This window comes from Meiothermus rufus DSM 22234 (assembly GCF_000423425.1).
GTDB lineage: Bacteria > Deinococcota > Deinococci > Deinococcales > Thermaceae > Meiothermus > Meiothermus rufus.
In genome coordinates this window covers 16,483-33,224 of record NZ_AUHY01000031.1, presented here as the reverse complement: position 1 = coordinate 33,224, position 16,742 = coordinate 16,483, and the positions used below count along the sequence as shown (strand labels likewise).

16 protein-coding genes and 2 pseudogenes are annotated in these 16,742 nt (G+C 64.1%); 15 read left to right on the top strand and 3 right to left on the bottom strand.

The window, feature by feature from the left end; translation table 11 throughout:
• The first annotated feature begins 215 nt into the window (after positions 1-215).
• From pstS to G552_RS0107305, 5 genes are all read left to right on the top strand, one after another.
• Positions 216-1,295: a phosphate ABC transporter substrate-binding protein PstS gene (gene pstS, locus G552_RS0107325; RefSeq protein WP_027882449.1), complete on the top strand. Its 1,080-nt coding sequence runs from the start codon at positions 216-218 to the stop codon at positions 1,293-1,295.
• 63 nt (positions 1,296-1,358) lie between these two features.
• Positions 1,359-2,345: a phosphate ABC transporter permease subunit PstC gene (pstC, locus tag G552_RS0107320; protein ID WP_036270441.1), complete on the top strand. Its 987-nt coding sequence runs from the start codon at positions 1,359-1,361 to the stop codon at positions 2,343-2,345.
• Positions 2,346-2,355: 10 nt separating this feature from the next.
• The gene (gene pstA, locus G552_RS14965; RefSeq protein WP_051195731.1) at positions 2,356-3,189 is read left to right on the top strand and encodes a phosphate ABC transporter permease PstA; all 834 of its coding nucleotides are present in this window, start codon (positions 2,356-2,358) and stop codon (positions 3,187-3,189) included.
• Positions 3,190-3,201: 12 nt separating this feature from the next.
• A complete protein-coding gene (gene pstB, locus G552_RS0107310; protein ID WP_084640396.1) occupies positions 3,202-4,029 on the top strand; it encodes a phosphate ABC transporter ATP-binding protein PstB in 828 nt (275 codons plus the stop codon).
• Positions 4,030-4,140: 111 nt separating this feature from the next.
• Positions 4,141-5,133, top strand: coding sequence for a ribose-phosphate diphosphokinase (locus G552_RS0107305; protein WP_027882446.1), 993 nt, complete (start codon positions 4,141-4,143; stop codon positions 5,131-5,133).
• A 125-nt stretch (positions 5,134-5,258) separates the two neighbouring features.
• Here the strand turns inward: G552_RS0107305 and G552_RS16255 are convergent, their stop codons facing one another.
• Positions 5,259-5,411 carry a hypothetical protein gene (locus G552_RS16255; RefSeq protein WP_156890691.1) on the bottom strand — a complete coding sequence of 51 codons (153 nt, stop codon included), beginning with the start codon at positions 5,409-5,411 and terminating at the stop codon, positions 5,259-5,261.
• Between the two features lie 285 nt (positions 5,412-5,696).
• Here G552_RS16255 and G552_RS0107295 point away from each other — a divergent pair, with 285 nt between their 5' ends.
• From G552_RS0107295 to G552_RS16730, 9 genes and pseudogenes are all read left to right on the top strand, one after another.
• Positions 5,697-8,993, top strand: a complete 3,297-nt coding sequence (locus G552_RS0107295; RefSeq protein WP_027882444.1) for an ATP-binding protein — start codon at positions 5,697-5,699, stop codon at positions 8,991-8,993.
• A gap of 9 nt (positions 8,994-9,002) precedes the next feature.
• Positions 9,003-9,185, top strand: a complete 183-nt coding sequence (locus G552_RS0107290; RefSeq protein WP_027882443.1) for a hypothetical protein — start codon at positions 9,003-9,005, stop codon at positions 9,183-9,185.
• 24 nt (positions 9,186-9,209) lie between these two features.
• Positions 9,210-10,550, top strand: a complete 1,341-nt coding sequence (locus G552_RS0107285; protein WP_027882442.1) for an NHL repeat-containing protein — start codon at positions 9,210-9,212, stop codon at positions 10,548-10,550.
• 8 nt (positions 10,551-10,558) lie between these two features.
• Positions 10,559-10,687 carry a hypothetical protein gene (locus G552_RS16955; RefSeq protein ID WP_281167339.1) on the top strand — a complete coding sequence of 43 codons (129 nt, stop codon included), beginning with the start codon at positions 10,559-10,561 and terminating at the stop codon, positions 10,685-10,687.
• Positions 10,688-10,705: 18 nt separating this feature from the next.
• On the top strand, positions 10,706-11,374 hold the full coding sequence (locus G552_RS0107275) for a hypothetical protein (RefSeq protein WP_027882441.1): 669 nt from the start codon (positions 10,706-10,708) through the stop codon (positions 11,372-11,374).
• Between the two features lie 56 nt (positions 11,375-11,430).
• On the top strand, positions 11,431-12,060 hold the full coding sequence (locus tag G552_RS0107270) for a hypothetical protein (RefSeq protein WP_027882440.1): 630 nt from the start codon (positions 11,431-11,433) through the stop codon (positions 12,058-12,060).
• A 243-nt stretch (positions 12,061-12,303) separates the two neighbouring features.
• A pseudogene (locus tag G552_RS17010) lies at positions 12,304-13,215 on the top strand (S8/S53 family peptidase); the annotation flags it as partial.
• Positions 13,211-13,564: pseudogene (locus G552_RS17005) on the top strand (S8 family serine peptidase); the annotation flags it as partial. The pseudogenes G552_RS17010 and G552_RS17005, both read left to right, overlap by 5 nt.
• Before the next feature lie 123 nt (positions 13,565-13,687).
• Complete coding sequence (locus G552_RS16730) at positions 13,688-14,662, top strand: hypothetical protein (protein WP_245575141.1); 975 nt, start codon at positions 13,688-13,690, stop codon at positions 14,660-14,662.
• A 54-nt stretch (positions 14,663-14,716) separates the two neighbouring features.
• On the opposite strand, the gene G552_RS0107260 is transcribed toward G552_RS16730, so the two are convergent.
• A complete protein-coding gene (locus G552_RS0107260; protein WP_027882439.1) occupies positions 14,717-15,817 on the bottom strand; it encodes a type IV pilus twitching motility protein PilT in 1,101 nt (366 codons plus the stop codon).
• Positions 15,818-16,057: 240 nt separating this feature from the next.
• Here G552_RS0107260 and G552_RS0107255 point away from each other — a divergent pair, with 240 nt between their 5' ends.
• Entirely contained in the window at positions 16,058-16,351 is a 294-nt protein-coding gene (locus G552_RS0107255; RefSeq protein WP_027882438.1) for a hypothetical protein, read from the top strand.
• Positions 16,352-16,383: 32 nt separating this feature from the next.
• On the opposite strand, the gene rsfS is transcribed toward G552_RS0107255, so the two are convergent.
• The gene (gene rsfS, locus G552_RS0107250) at positions 16,384-16,725 is read right to left on the bottom strand and encodes a ribosome silencing factor (RefSeq protein WP_027882437.1); all 342 of its coding nucleotides are present in this window, start codon (positions 16,723-16,725) and stop codon (positions 16,384-16,386) included.
• Positions 16,726-16,742 lie beyond the last annotated feature (17 nt).

The window sequence follows — 16,742 nt, the reverse complement described above, 5'->3', positions numbered from 1 at the left end:
AGTCCAGGTCATCGCACTTCGGTGGGTTCATGGGCATCACCCCCTTTGGAGAAGCTTGGCTAAGCACTCTCCTCCTAGCACACAGAAGAATGTCCAGTCAACTGCAACTGCGTAACTCCTACTGGTTTTTGCCCTGGGCCTGACAATCTTCTGACACGAAACTGCCAAGCTATCGGCGTAGCCAGGGCCCTGCCCTGCACAAAAGGAGGAGTTACATGAGAAAACTACTGATCGCCGCTACCGCCCTGCTGGGCATAGCCAACCTGGCCTTGGCCCAGGTGAGCCTGACCGGCGCAGGGGCTACCTTTCCCTTCCCGGTGCTGGCCAAGTACTTCGACGAGTACCTCAAGGTGACGAATAACCAGGTGCGGGTGAACTACCAGTCCATTGGCTCGGGGGGCGGACAGCGCCAGTTCATCGAGCAAACCGTGCACTTTGGCGTCTCCGACAACCCCTTTAACGACCAGCAGATGGCCGACATCCGGCGCAACACCGGCTCGCCAGCCCTCAACATCCCCTTTTTGCTAGGGGCGGTGGTGCCGACCTACAACCTGCCTGGGGTGACCCAGCGCCTGACCTTTAGTGGGGAGGTGCTGGCCAATATCTTCCTGGGGAACATCAAGACCTGGAACGACCCCGCCATTGCTGCGCTAAACCCTGGAGTACGCTTGCCGGCCCTGCCCATTACCGTGGTGCACCGCTCTGACGGCTCGGGAACCACCTTCGTCTGGACCGACTACCTGACCAAGGTCTCGCCGGAATGGGCCCAGAAGGTGGGCCGGGGCAACTCGGTCAACTGGCTGGCCCCCAACAAGGTGGGTGGCCGGGGCAACGAGGGGGTGGCCGGGGTGGTGCGCAACACCCCTGGGGCCATCGGCTACAACGAGGTGACCTATGCCATACAAAACCGCATCCAGTACGGTGCAGTGATCAACCGGGCAGGCCGGGCTATCGTGGCCGACCTAGCCTCGATCACCGCGGCGGCCAATGTGGTACTGCCAGGGGATGCCCGCGTCTCCCTCACCAACACCGCAGCCCCGGACGGCTACCCCGTTTCCAGCTTCGCTTACATCCTGGTCTACGAGCAGCTCGATAAGAACAAGGCCTTCAAGAGCGAGGCCGAGGCCCGGGCTTTTGTGCAGCTCCTCAAGTGGATCGTAACCGAGGGGCAGAAGTTTAACGAACCCCTGACCTACGCCCGCATTACCGAGGTGGCCCAGGCCCGCGCTCTGGCCCTGATCTCCCGCATCACCTACCAGGGCAAGCCTTTGGGCAAGGAGATCGTCGGCCAGTAAACAAGCTTTAGGGGGTGGGGGTCTAGCCGACGCCCACCCCTTCTGTAAACTTAACCCGTGCACATGCAACAGGCCCCTGTCCAACCCTCACGGATAAAAAGACCGCCCTCGGCGCTCTACCGCCTGCTCGGCGACCGGATTTTCTTTGCGGTGATCTTGCTTTTGGCTCTCTCCATTGTGGCTCTAACCCTGGGGTTGGGCTACTACCTCTACCTGGGCGGCTCGCAGACCATTCAAAAGGAAGGGTTCTGGGGCTTTCTTACCGGTACTACCTGGGACCCGGCGCTGAAACTCGAGTTCGGCATCTGGCCCTATGTGGTGGGTACCCTCATCACCAGCATGGCCGCCTTGTTCCTGTCGGTGCCGGTGGCCCTAGCCGCAGCCATTTTTGCCGCCGAGTACGCACCCCGCTGGCTGGCGGGTTTCATCAACTACCTGGTGGACCTGATGGCCGCGGTGCCCAGCGTGGTCTATGGTATCTGGGGTATTTTTGTGCTGGCCCCTTTTTTGCGGCAGGTTCTTTACTTACCGGTTTTTCTCTGGGCTTCAGAAAACGCACCCTGGCTCGCTCCCTATTTAGGCAATCCCTCAGGCTACGGCATGTTTACCGCGGTGGTGGTTCTTTCCAGCATGATTATCCCTTTTACTGCGGCATTGTCGCGCGATGTCATTCAACTCGTACCCGCAGCCCAGCGGGAGGGGGCCTACGCTTTGGGGGCTACCCGCTGGGAGGTTATGCAGATGGTGATCCTGCCCTACGCCCGGGGGGGTATCTTCGCCGGGGCTATGCTGGCTTTGGGCCGGGCTTTGGGCGAGACTATGGCGGTGGCTATGGTTATCGGCAACGGTAACATCCTGCCCTACACCCTTTTTGGCCCGGCCTCCACCATGCCGGCGGTGATTGCCCTCGAGCTCAAGGAAGCGGTAGAGGACCTGCACTACTCGGCCATCATCGGGGTGGGTTTCTACCTGTTTTTGATCGCTTTTATCGTCAACGCCGTGGCTAGCTACCTTTTGCATAAGCTCAAGGTGGGTGAGCAGCGGGCCTAGAGGAGAGCCTATGCGCAGCCTGCAAGCCCGCTACGCCCGCGACCGCCTGATCCTGTTGGTGGTTGTCATCGGCACCATTCTGGCCGCTTTGCCGCTGGCTTTGGTGCTAGGCTATGCTTTGGTCAATGGTTTTTCCTCCCTCAACTGGGACTTCTTCACCAAGGGCCCCAAGCCTCCCGGCGAACTGGGGGGGGGGATGGCCCCAGCCATCGTGGGCACTTTGGTCATCACCGGTACGGGTTTGCTCATCGCCATGCCCTTCGGTATCGGGGCGGGCATTCTGCTGGCCGAGTACCCCGATAACCGGCTCAACCCCACCTTGCGCCCGCTTTCCGACACCCTCAACGGAATGCCCGCCATCCTGAAGGGCCTTCTGGCCTACGTGTTGGTGGTCAAGACCCAGGGTTCCTTCTCCGGCCTTTCTGGGGCCTTGGCCATGGCTTTTATCATGGTGCCCATCATCGCCAAGACCACGGAAAGTGTGCTGAAGCTGGTGCCCTGGCACATCCGCGAGGCTGGGCTAGCCCTAGGCCTGCCCCGCTGGCGGGTGATCCTGTCGCTGGTTTTGCCGGCGGCCCGGGGTGGGGTGGTGACCGGATTGCTGCTGGCCACGGCCCGGGCGGCGGGGGAGGCCGCCCCCCTTATTTTTACCGCCTTTGGCAACACCCTTCTCACCCTCGATCTGCGCCAGCCGATGGATGCTCTGCCCCTACGCCTGTACGCCTATGCCATCAGCCCTTACGAGGACTGGCACCGCCAGGCCTGGGCAGCGGCGGTGGTTTTGCTGGGGCTTATTGTGATGACCAGCCTGCTGGCCCGCTGGTTTACCCGCGGGCGGCTTTAGGAGTGCTACGCGATGAGTGAGTTTGAAGCCAGCGCTAATCCCCAGACCGGGCATACCGAGATTCTGACCCTGGACCCTAGCCTAAAGACCCGCCTCGAGGCCCGGCGGGTGACCGTGATGTACGGCCAAAAAGCGGGGGTTAAGGATGTGGACATGCCCATCTATACCCACAAAGTTACCGCGCTGATCGGGCCTTCAGGCTGCGGTAAGACCACCTTTTTGCGTGCGCTCAACCGGATGCACGACCTGACCCCTTCGGCCCGGGTTACAGGAGAGGTGCTGCTGGACGGGGTGAACGTGTACGCCCCCGGGGTGGACCCGGTGGAGGTGCGGCGCAAGATCGGGATGGTCTTCCAAAAGCCCAACCCCTTTCCCACCCTGTCCATCTACGGCAACGTGGTGGCCGGCTTGCGCCTGGTGGGTATCCGCAAAAAGTCTTTGCTGGACGAGGCGGTGGAGCGGGCTCTAACCCAGGCCGCCTTGTGGGACGAGGTCAAAGACCGCTTGCACGCCCCCAGCATGAGCCTTTCGGGGGGGCAGCAGCAGCGGTTGTGCATCGCCCGGGCGCTGGCGGTAGAGCCCGAGGTGCTGCTGATGGATGAGCCCACCAGCGCCCTCGACCCTATTTCCACCCAGTCCATCGAGGATCTGCTGACCGAGCTCAAAAACCACGTGACCATCGTCATTGTAACCCACAACATGCAGCAGGCTGGGCGGGTGTCGGATTTCACCGGATTTTTCTTGAATGGCGATCTGGTGGAGTTTGGCCCCACCAACCTGCTCTTTACTACCCCTAAGGACAAGCGCACCGAAGCCTACATTACGGGCCGTTTCGGATAGGGGCAGGCCACTTCTGGGGTCTGGCCGTAGGGCCAGGCCCCAGGCGATTTGCGTTGCCACCGGGAAGCACCAGTATACTGGAGGCATCGGAAGGTATGGGGGAGGAGGAAGATGGTGGGCGCACCGGTGGGCGAGCATTTGGGCCTAGAGGCGAAAGAGCTCGAGCACACTAGCGGCGGGCAGGTCAAGCTCTTTTCCGGCAACGCCAACCGGCCTTTGGCCGAGGCGGTGGCGAAAGCCTTGGGAATCAGGTTAGGCCAGGCCACGGTGGAGCGTTTTCCCGACGGCGAGGTACGGGTGCGCCTCTTGGAGAGTATCCGGGGCGACGATGTCTATCTGCTCCAACCCACTGCCCCGCCGGTCAACGACCACCTGATGGAACTCCTGGTTCTGGCCGATGCGGTGCGTCGCAGTAGCGCGGCCCGTATCAACGCGGTGATCCCCTACTTCGGCTATGCCCGGCAGGACAAGCAGACCCAGGGGCGCGAGCCTATCACCGCCCGGCTGGTAGCGGGGCTGCTTGAGCACGTGGGCATCCACCGGGTTATTACGGTAGACCTACACGCTCCCCAGATTCAGGGGTTTTTCTACTACCCGGTGGACGAGCTCTCGGCGGTGCGGCTTTTTGCCGAGTACCTGGAAGGTCAGGGTCTAACCGAGAACGCGGTGGTGGTTTCGCCGGATTCGGGCCGGGCTGAGCAAGCCCGCCGCCTTTCTGAGCGCCTGAATCTGCCCTTAGCCCTGTTGGCCAAGCGCCGAATCGGGCCACGCGAGACCCAGGTGAGTTATGTGATCGGCGATGTGGCCGGGAAGCGGCCCATTATCATCGACGACATCATCTCCACCGGCGGCACCATCCGCCGGGGGGTGGAGGCGCTGCTGGCCGCCGGGGCCCTGCCGGAGGTGATCGTGATGGCCTCGCACGCGGTGTTGGTGGGCAATGCCCGCGAGAACCTGGCCCACCCCGCTATCCGCGAGGTGGTTTTTACCGATACCATCGCGCTCAACCCGGCCTTGGGCTACACCATTCTGCCCACCGCTCCCTTGCTGGCCCAGGCCATCCGGCGGGTGCACACCAACCAGTCGGTAAGCGTGCTGATCTAGGGGGTCTGGCGCAGGTACAGCAGGATCTCGATGGTGTTTTGTGCTATAGCCTTCTCAGATGGCCAGTCTCTTGTTCTGCCAGTGGCTTGCCGTGGCCCGTTCTGGCTGGCCCTGCCGCCAGGTGTCTATTCAGGGGATGAGCGCTTGGCGCAGGGGCTGGGGTTTGAGCCACACACCGTTCCTAACTTGCTCAAGGCCACCGCCAGCGGGTTCATGGGCTCGGCAGCCTTAGGACAGGGCATCTCGGTCGGGAAGTGCCGCGGCTTGGGGCCTTTCATGGTTAGGTAGGCTAGAAGCAGTAGGGGCTATTCACGGCAGAAGCCGCAGACTGGCCGGTGGGCAGCACGTCCCCCGTGTGGCGCCTCGAGGGGCGATTCGGGGTGCAGCAGTACCCCCGGCCTGCGCTCATGAGTTGTATAGACCCGGCTTTCTACACAGGCCGCTGCTTTGGGAGAAACCCCACCTGGGCCGTCGGTGTGTTCCCGGAGGCAACGAGGGAAGACCCGTGGCGGTGGATGGGCTTATGCACAGGAGGGAGCCGCACTTTTTCCTATACTGAGACCGTGTCCTTCCGCCTGCGGTTGCTGGGTTGCCCGGAGCTTTGGCAAGATGGGAGGGCCCTCGAGCTGCCTACCCGCAAGCTCTGGGCCTTACTGGCCTATCTGGCCTTGGAAGGCCCCCAGGATCGTGAGGCCTTGGCTGGACTGCTTTGGGAAGGGGAGCGGGCCCGGGCCAACCTGCGGCGGGAGCTGGTGCGATTGCGCCAGACGGGCCTAGAGTTGGAAGAGGTAGAGGGCCAGCTCAGGTTCAGCCTGCAAAGCGATGTCGCTGAGTTTTTACAGCACCTCTCCGCCCAGCGTTACGCCCAGGCTTTGGCCTTGTGGCGGGGAATCCTTTTAGAGGGGTTGACCTTTGCCGAGCCTCCCCTAGAGGAGTGGCTCGAGCTGACCCGGGCCCGGCTGGAGGCCCAGTACGAGGAGGCCCTGCTACAAAGGGGCTTGGAACTCCTTCAAGCTGGGGCTTTGGCCCAGGCCATAGCGCCCCTCTCCACCCTTCTGCAGCGTGACCCCTGGAACGAGGAGGGCTTAGGCGGCCTGCTCAGGGCCTTGGCGGGGCTCGGGCAACCTGCCGAGGCCCTGCGGCGCTACCAAGCCTACGCCAAGGGGCTTAAGGCTGAACTGGGCTTGGCCCCTTCGGCGGGGATGGCCGGGTTGGTCCGGGCCATCCAGGAGGGCCGGCCCCTTCCCCCTTTGCCAGGCCAGCCCCGGGTAGCCCTGGGGCACCCTCCCCTAGTGGGGCGAGGGGCGGCCTGGCGGGCCCTGACCTGGGCTACCGCCCCAGCCGTGCTGCTGTTGGGTGAGGCCGGGGTGGGCAAGAGCCGGCTTGTCCAGGAGTTCGTCCAGACTCAGCCCGTCTATCGCTTCCTCAACCAGGTGCCCCAGGACGAAAAAGTGGTTTACGGCGGCCTGGCGGCCAGCCTCAGGCGGCTTTGGGAGGAAGGGGAAAGGTTCGTGGGACTCGCAGAGGCCTGGCGCCTGGAGGCTGCCCGGCTGGTGCCCGAGCTGGCTGAAGCCCCCCCAAACCTGAGCGAGGCCGAGGCCCCCCTGGCCCCGGCTCGCTTCCGCGAGGGGCTTGCCCAGGCCCTGCTCCACGGACTCAAGGGGGGCTGGCTGGTCTGGGAAGACGTACACTACGCCGATGCGGCCAGCCTAGAGTTTTTGCCCTATCTGGTGCGCCGGGCCCAGGCCCAGGGGGTGCGCCTCCTCCTCACCGCCCGCCCCGAGGCCGAACCCCGCCTTGGGCCTTGGCTCCAGGACCTCGAGCGGGATCGCCTCTTGGAGCGGCTCAGCCTGACCCCTTTGGATGAGGCGGCTACCCTCGAGCTCATCCGGCGGGCCTCGGGGATGCCCAGCGGTGGGGTGCGCTTTGCCCAAAGGCTACACCGGGCTACTGGAGGGAATCCTTTGTTTTTGGTCAAGGTTCTGGAATCCCTCTTCGCCGAGGGCCTGCTCTGGGCTGACACCCAGGGCTGGCACACCCCCTTCGACCAAGAGACCGAGGACTACCGCGAGTTGCCCCTGCCGCAAAGCTTGCAGGAGGAGGTGGTGCGCCGCCTCGAGGCCCTGGAGGGCCTGGGGGTGGCCCGGCTTCTGGCCCTCTCCCCCCGGCCTTTGCCCCTGGCCCGGCTTCAAAGCCTCCTAGGCGAGGAGCTCCTCCGCTTGCAGGCTAGGTTGGACGCCTTGGTCCGGGCTGGCTTGGTGGCCGCCGACCTCGAGGGGTACCGCCTGGGCCACGAGCTTTTCCGCCAGGCCGTATTGGGCACTTTAGGCCCAGAAAGGACAGGCCTCCACCTCCTCCTGGCCCAAAACGGGGAAAAAGAGGAGCGGCTTTACCACCTCGAGGCCGCCCATCTCTTCCAGGAGGCCTGGCCCCTGGCCCAAGGGCTGGCTGAAGCCGCTTTAGGGCGGCAGGCCTTCGCTCAGGCCGAGGGGTACGCCCGACGGGCCTTGGAGGCCTTTCAGCAGGCCCCGGGCCGGGCCTCGGAGGAGGCTGGGCTTTTGTTGCTCCTGGAGCAGGCCCGGATGCTCCTTAGCCGGCCCGCCGAGCAAGCCCCCCTGCTGGAGCGCCTCCAGGCCTTGGCCCCCCTGCTCACCCCGGCAGAGCAGGCCGAGGTGGCTTTCCGCCGGGTGCGGTTTTTAGCCATGCAGGGCCGCTGGGCCGAGGCCTTGGCCCTGGCTGAGGAGGTTCTGGCCCTAGAGCCCCATCCCCGGCTCCGCCTCTACCGGGCCGACGCCCGGGCCAACCTAGGCCAGGCCGGGGCCTGGGAGGAGGCCTTGGCGGTCTGGGAAGGGACGCGAGACTGGAACCTGCGGGCCGAGGCCGCCTACCTCTTGGCCAAGCTGGCCTTGCTACGGGAGGACTACGAGGCCTTAGAGGCGTGGCTGGGGCATCTGCGCCGCCTGGGCAGCCCGGGCCTGGCCGAGGTGCGCCTCAAGCAGATGGTTTGCGCCGCGCTATTGCGCAAGGGGGCCCTCCAGGAGATGGTGGCGGTGGCGGCCCAGGCCTACCGGGAGGCCCAGGCCCTGGGCTATCGCGAGATTTTAGGGGTTTACCAGAACTTCTTGGGCCTAGCCTATGCCCGGCTTGGGCAACCCGCCCAGGCCCTCCTGGCCTACCAGGAGGCCTACGCCTACTTCGCCGAGCTGGGCCGGGTTCACTTCCGGGCCGGGGTGGCCATCAACCTGGCGGGCCTGTATCTGCGCTTTGGGGCCTTGGCCCAGGCCACTGAGCGGGCTAAGGAGGCCCTCGAGGTTTTCCAGGCCATCCAAGAGCCCCGGGGGCTGGCTGAGTCGGCTATGGCTTTGGGCCAGGTCTGGCTCTGGCAGGGCCAGCCTGGGCGGGCCGAGGGGTATTTCCGCCAGGCCCTGGCCGAGACCAAAGCCCTCCCCCAGACCCGCCTCGAGGCCCAGGCCGACCTCGGGGTGGCCCTCCTCTTCCAAAACCGGCTGGCCGAGGCCCGGCCCCTCCTGGAGGAGGCCCTCCAGGCCCACCGGCCCGACTGGCCCCTGGATGCCGCCTGGCTGGCTGCCCTAGCCCTGCGGGAGGGCAGGCTGGCTGAGGCCCGGGCGCGGGCCCAGGAGGCCTTGGAAGGCCTCGAGGGGTACACTGGCCCCTGGCCCCAGCTGGTCCTTTGGATCGGGGCCCAGGTTCTGGGGGAGGCGGGCCTGGCCGAGTGGGCTACCCAGCGGCTCGAGGCGGAGAAGGCCGAGCTTCCCCCAGAGTTCCACCCTGCCCTCGAGGCCTTCTACCAACTTCAACGCCAAACTCTTGCAACGCTTTTTGCAACGCCCCCCCGCTAGCCTCCGGGTATGCGCCGGGGAGTCTACCTGCTCAAGGTGGAACAAAGCCCTGAGGGGCAACTGCGGATTGAGTTAAAGGACAGCCAGCGGGTTCGCTACTTTCACGACTGGCCCTCCCTCATCCGCCACCTGGAACGGGTGAGCCAGATCCCACCTGCCCCAAGGTCCCCGGGTTCCTCCGGCCTGTGCTAGACCTCGGCGCAGAGGAGGTGCGGAATGAACAAAGCGTGGTTCGGGTTTTTAGCAGTAGCTGGGCTGCTGGCGGCTTGTGGCGGGCCAACCGGCGGCGGTTCTGGGGGGACGGGCGGCTGTAGCCCAACAGGCCAGGGCACTCTGATAGTCAATATCTCGGGCCTGCCGGATGGGGTCAATGCAGCCGTAGAGGTTACAGGCCCCAGCGGTACCCAGACCCTGACAGCGACGCAAACCCTCACCGGTCAAGCTGCCGGAATTCACGATGTGGTGGTCAAAAAGGTGGCCGATAGCGACCCCCTCATCCGCACGGCTTACAGCGGCAGCGCCTCCGGCAGCCCAGCCTGTGTGCGGGACGGCCAGGCCACCACGGTCAATGTTAGCTACACCCCGATCCCTAGCAGCAACAAGCTCTGGATGGACAACGGCAACCCGCCCAGTGGGGCCTCGCCCTTGCTGGGCTTTGCGGCCTCGCTGCTGGGCAGCAGCGCTACCCAAAGCCCCAGCGTGAGCGCCGGCACCATCGGCATGCGCGACATCACCTTCGACCAAGATGGCAACCTCTGGGGCATCGGGGGCACTACGGTAGACCCCACCCTAGCCCGCTACCCTGCCAGCGTTCTGGGCGCTTCGGGTAGCAAAACCCGCGACCGTAGCATCAATATCTCTGGCATAAGCTGCTTGCCTGGGGCCAGCCGGCTGGCCTTCGACGCCAGCGGCAACCTCTGGGTTAGCGTGCCTTGTGCCAACAAGGTTGTGCGCGTCAGTACGGCCCAGCTTGGCGCTTCGGGTTCGGTTACACCGGCGGTGGAAATTACCGGACTGAATGGGCCACAGGGCCTCGCCTTCGACAGCGCGGGCAACCTCTGGATTGCCAACGCCGGCGCCAAGCGTGTGGTCAAATTCAATGCCAGTCGTCTGAACGCCAGCACCAGCGGCCCCGACCTGACTATCCAGTCCCAGACCCCAAGCCCGGTTATCAGTACCCTGGATGCCAACCTGCTGGCCTTCGATGCCTCCGGCAACCTGTGGGGCATGGCCTTCGGTGCCAATGTCATCTACCGGCTCACCTCCAGCGACCAGGGCGGCAGCGGCACCAAGACCCTTACTCCAGCCATCCAGGTCAGCGTTCCAGTCTCGGCCCTGCTGGAAGGCATGGCCTTCGACGAAGGAGGTGGGCTGTGGATTACCTACTCTATGGGCAAGTTCGCTCGGCTTTCCTCCACACAACTCACCACCAGCAGCACCTCAGGAAGCCCCACCACCCCCGAGCGGATTATTACCAGCACCAGCATTGGCAGTGCTGGAGGCCTGGCCCTTTATCCGGCCCCAGCAGGCCTCCCGCTGTTCCATAAGCTTCCCTAGGAACGGCCATGAGAAAGCGTGTTTGGGTTTTACTGGCCCTCATCCTGAGCCTTACCTTCAGCGCCTGCTCGAGCCCCAGTGGATCCCAGGGCGGTACCTGGGACAACAGCAAGTGGGACGAGAGCACCTGGCAGTAAGCCAGACAGGAGAATCCCATGAACGGCAAAAACCTCAAATATCTAGTACTTGGCTTCACCCTGGCCGCTACTGGCCTCTATGCGCTAAGCGTTGGCAGCCTTACCACCTTCGCACCAGGCACCCCAATTAAGTCCAGCGAAGTGAACAGTAATTTCAGCACACTGCGTAGCGCGATAGAGGCCCTCGAGGCACCCATAGGCGCCTCCCGACTGGCCGATAACGCCGTCACCAGTAGCAAGCTGGCCAGCAACAGCGTCAGTGCAGCCAAAATTGTTGACGAGCCAGGGGTAGCTTTTACCGAAAGCAACACCGGAGGCACCCTCGGGGCCTTCGACACCAGCCCCACCGAGATGCTAGCGATTACAATTAACGCCCCTGCCAGCGGCTTTGTGCTGGTTATCGGCACGGTTTCGTTGGAACTCAAACACACCAGCGGGAACCCCACCACCGCTTATACCAGCATAAACACCGTCAATACCTCCGTTGCCGTAGGCATAGCACAGATCGATTCGATCCCCAGCGCTGCTCCAACGGGTTCTTATTGGCACACCACGACTGTTCAGACCCGGCTATCGGTGGTGGCTGGCAACAACACCTTTTACTTTATGGGTGCAAGAGGCCCATTTGGCACCGTCGAGTACAACCGGGTACGCCTCTCCGCGACCTTCTTCCCCACCGCTTACTGAAGTCGGGGTGTTTCCTGGATAGCTCCACCCCGCAATGGCTGCCTAAGGAGTAGGATATGAAAAGAACCCTAACCCTTTTGGGGCTTTCTTTGGCCCTCCTGCTGGGCCTGGCGGCCAGCATCCCGGCGGTCTACCTGAACGGGGCCCGCACCACCGAGGTGGTGGTGATCCAGGGCAAGGTTTACGTGGCCCTCGAGGCCCTGCAAAAAGCCGGGGCCGAGGTGAGCCGCCGGCCCGACGGCTGGTCGGTGCAGTTCGTGCCGGTGGGGGGGCGGATGCGGGTCGAGGCCGTGGAGGGACTGCAAGACGACTGGCTCAGCAATGGGGTCTGGCGGGTGCGGGCCTCGCAAGTGGCCCCTGCCCCCAACCCCTTCTTTGCCTCCCGGCCCGGCTACAGCCTGCGCCTGGAGTTCCGCAACCTGGCCCGCACCCCCGAGAGCCTGCTCACCACCGGCCTGGATAAGGTCCAGCTCCTGGACGCCCAGGGCAACATCCTGGAGGCTGCCGACTGGACCCAGAGGTACGACAAGATTCCCCCTGGCGGCGGGGCCGCGGTGGTGCTGCGCTTTGGCCTGCGCGACCACAACCAGACCCCCGGCTCCCCCGCCAAGTTGCTGCTGCTCTTCCGACCCAGCGGGGGTAAGCCGGCCCTGCCCCATTTCCGCGTCGCCCTGAGGGGCCCGTAGGCATATTGCGTTCATACCTCGTTCAACCCGCAGCTTCTACCTTTGGGCACAACACCCGGAGACCTAAGGAGGAAGACCGTGAAACACCTTTGGAAAGCCCTGTTTGTAAGCTCGCTACTTTTGCTGGCTGCCTGTGGTTCGGTCAAGCCCAGCGGAACCCTGCAAATCCCGGTGGATAGCAGCCTCACCCCAGCCCAGCCCAGCCTGGCCGGCCCCGATGGAACCCCCCGCCCCCTGGCCCGCATGGTCGGCGAGAGCGGTATTCCCATGGACTTCGTGCTGGGCGAGCTGGTGGTCAGCACCAACGATGAAACCAAGCTCAACAACTTCCTGGCCCGTTGGGGGGGGCGCATCATCTCTCAGACCGAAGCAGGCGATGCCCCCAAAACCTACCAGGTGCAGCTCGACCCCTCGGCAGCCCAGGTGGAGGCCATCCTGCAGCGCCTCAACCAGAGCCTGCCCGACCTGAAGGGCCGCTTTAGCACCTCGAGCCCGGCGGCGGCCCAACTGCTGGCAGTGGCGCTGGCCGAGGCCAACCAGGAAAAAATGACCGTCACCCCCAACTTTGTGTTCACCCCTGGGGCTATTGCAACAGGAAGCACCAGCGAAGCCCCCTCCTCGGCGACCCCCGACGTGGCCTACAGCCCCGATGCTTTCCAGTGGACCTACATGAGCCGGGGCAGCGCCCAGGATATTGGGGTGGGCGACGCCTGGCGGCTGCTCGAGCGGGCCGGACGCCTTAGCAACAGGGTGCGCATCATGATTTTGGACGGAGGATTCGCCCCCAGCGGCGACTTCCCCGAAACCCGGGAGGTCGTGGGAAGCTGGAACGAGCCCAACGCGCTCAGCTGCAGTGATGGCCGTCCCTGCCCCTGGCACGGTACCCACGTCACCACCTCGGCCATGGGCCGCCCGGACAACGGCTTTGGTGTGGCAGGCCCCGCCGGCCCGGTCGGCGAGCTTCTGGCGGTGCCCTTTCAGGGAGACTTCATCGGCATCATCTCCACCCTCGAGCGCATCGTCACCGCTACCGTCTTTGGCAACCCCAAAATCATCAACATGAGCTTTGGCTTCGAGCTCGACCTGGGCTGGGACATTGCGGTCAAGGCGGCCTGCCTTTTCCTTTGCCCCGCCCCCAGCGAGGTGGTGGATGGTTTCACCGCCATGGTTGCAGCCACTGGCAAGCTTCTCTTTGCCTCAGCCGGAAACGCAGGCAAAAACGTGGACAACGGGGGGGGGGGGTATCGAGGGTTCCACCCACATCCCCTGCGAGTCGCGCTCCGTGATCTGTGTGGGTGGAATGGCCCACGACGCCACCGCCCGCGACCCATTCTCCAACTTTGGCAGCAAGCGCGACGACAACAGTGTGGACATCTACGGGCCGTTCTGGCTGTGGACCGGTTACGACCCCGACAACCGCGACAACCAGGCCCGTCTGCGGGCTGGCACCAGCTATTCCTCGCCCTTTGTGGCGGGTGTGGCCGCCCTGGTCTGGGCTGCCAACCCCTCGCTCAGGGCCAACGAGGTCTGGGCCATCCTGCGCGACACCGCCCATGTGGGGGGCGTGGGGGTCTCGGGCCATCAGCGCCGGGTCAATGCCTTTGCAGCGGTATCCAGGGCCCTGGCCGTGGGCGAGAGCGGCCCCAGCATCGCCCTGAGCGCCCATGAAAACGCCGACCTGAACCGCGAGTGGACGGTCACCGCCAACGTGACCGACTTCGCCGGCAGCAACTGCCCCCCGGTCTCCTGCTCCCTGACCTGGGAACCCGCCCCCAGCCGGGTTTCAGGCCACACCGCCTTCTACCGCTTCAACACCGCAGGCCTCCGCACTGTGCGGGTGACGGCCCGCGACCTCCTGGGCCGCGAGGGTAGCACGAGCCGGACGGTGAACGTCATCAACACGCCCCCGGTGGTCTCCATCTCCCAGCCCACGGCCGGGGCCACCTTCTTCGTGGGGCAGACCGTGCAGTTGCTGGGCAGCGCCACCGACCTCAACGAAGGCCCCGACCCTGGCCCCGGCGCCATCGCTTGCCGCTGGACCAGCAGCAACCCCAGCGACCCCGGCTTCCCCCGCACGGGCTGCAATACCGAGGTTGCCTTCAGCAGCACCGGCCCCCGCACCCTGACCCTTAGCGCCTCCGACCCCCAGGGGCTTACTGCCTCGGCCAGCGTGAGCATTACCATCAACCCGGCCCCGGCCAACCTGCCCCCCAGCATCACCCTGGGCAGCCTGTCCCCCAGCACGCCTAACTACACTGACGGATACAGATGGACCACCCGCCTGACCGCCCCCGCCAGCGCCACCGACCCCGAGGGCAACACCCCCATCACCTACATCTGGCGGGCTACCTCCTTCCGTCCTGGCAGCACCGCGATCTGGCGCAGCAATGTTACCCTCAGCACCAGCACCACCAGCGGCAACCTGGACTGGACGCCCAGCCAGAACAACCCCAGCAACCTGATCGGTGGTTTTGCCGATTTTGGCAACGACTGCTTCCAGGGCCAGGTGGTGCGCCTCACCCTGATTGCCCGGGACTCGCTGGGTAACGAGAGCAGCCGTAGCCTGCCGGACATCAAGGTATACCAGTGCACTTTAGACTAACCGCTTGACTCGAGCAAACCAGAGGGCCCGAAAGGGCCCTCCTTTGCCTAAGGCCTAAAACCCCCGCCCGGTGTGCTTGGTCAGCATCAGCTTGAGCTCGTGGGGGCTGGTGGCCGAGGTCTCGGCGTCCTCTAAGCTGATCTGGCCCTGGGTGTAGAGTTCTACCAGATGCTGGTCGAAGGTGCGCATCCCGCGCAGGTTGTCCTCCATCATGGAGTCTTTGATCTGGGGGGTCTTGTTTTCATCCTTGATGAGCTCGCGCACAAAGGGGGTGGCGAGCAGAATCTCCAGAGCCAGAACCCGGCCCTGGCCGTCGGCCCGGGGTAATAGGCGCTGGGAGAGGATGCCCAGCAACGACTCGGCCAGAAGGATGCGAATCTGCTGGTGCTCGTGCAGGGGGAAGAAGTCGATGATGCGGTTGATGGTGCGGATGGCGTCGAGGGTGTGCAGGGTTGAGAAGACCAGATGCCCGGTCTGGGCGGCCATGATGGCCGCTTCCACCGTCTCGCGGTCGCGCATCTCCCCAATCAGAATCACATCGGGGTCCTGGCGCATGGCGTACTTTAGCCCCGAGGCAAAGGAGTCGGTATCTACCCCTACCTCGCGCTGCACCACCAGGCTCTTTTTGTGCTTGTGCAAGTACTCGATGGGGTCCTCGATGGTGACGATGTTTTTGGGGTAGTGTAGGTTGATGTGATCGATCAGGGCGGCCAGGGTGGTGCTCTTGCCCGAGCCGGTGGGGCCGGTTACCAGAACCAGCCCGCGTTCCTTGGAGGCGAGTTCCTCCATTACCCCTCGAGGCAGACCCAGCGCCTCGAAGCTGGGGATGGCCTCGGAGACCACCCGCATCACCAGACCCAGGCTGCCCCGCTGGTGCAGCAGGTTGCAGCGGAAGCGGGCTAGGCCGGGTATGGTGTAGGCGAAGTCCATTTCTTTTTTGTACTCGAGCTCCTCCTGCTGTAGGGGGTTCAGCAGGCTGCGCACAATGGCCTCGACCTCGGCTGGCGAGAGCACCTTGCTGCCGAAGGGCTTCAGTTTCCCATCTATGCGCACGGTGGGAGGGGCTCCGGCCTGCAGGTGAATGTCGGAGGCCCGGGCCTGCACCATGCTGCGCAGCATCTCCGCGATGGGGGTAGGGGTCTGGGTTGTGCTCATAGGCGGCTCCCTTGCGCTGGGGCCTGGGACAAAGCCGGTGGGTCGGTCGGGCCGGTCTATTGAAAATAATTGCGGCGGTTGCCTTATGGACCCGGCCCGGCGTTCCGGTTCTTCGCCAGCCCATGAAGAGTATAGGGCATACCGCCAGGGCCTATGCGCCTAAATAAACCACCAGCGGATGGCTGGGCCAAAGCCGCCTTGGTTTGACAAGCCCTGGGCCAGGTGGCTTAATGTAGCCCAATGGGTAAGAAACGCCGGGAAGAAAAACTCAAGCGCAAGGCGCAACAGCGCCCTCCGCTTTCGGGGCGGGACATGCTCAAGGTCTTTCCCAGCCTGGTGCTGCGGGCTTTTATAGTGGTCACCCCGTTAACCTTGCTCATGACCCTTTTGGGTAGCAACGGGGTTACCCTGTTCAACGATTTTTGGGTGCAGATGGGGGTCTACCTAGCGGCCTATGTTATCTTCAACCGTTTTATCTTTGCCCCCATTCGCAACTACCGCCCAGCGCCCAACCCCCCCCCTAAGACCAAGTAGCCTTGGGGAGCTTTTACGCCTGTGGGGTGGCCTCAAAGCCGCTTAGCATCGGCCCAGAAGCCCTCTAGGTCGTAGTACTCGCGCGCTTCGGGGCTCATCAGATGGACCAACACCGCGCCGTAGTCCAAGAGCACCCAGCGGGGACTGGGCCCTTCGACACCTCTAGCGCGGATGCCCTGCTCCTCTAGCTTTTCCCGCACCGCCCGCTCGAGGGCCTGAAGATGCGGTTGAGAGGTTCCGGTGGCGATGACAAAATAATCCAGCGTATCCGAAACGCCGGTTAGATCCAGCGCCACCACGTTCTCGGCCTTTTTGTCTTCCAGCGCCTCTTTGACCTGGGCGATGAGCCTAAGGGTATCGGTGGTTTTGACCATTCGCCTCCATTCTACCC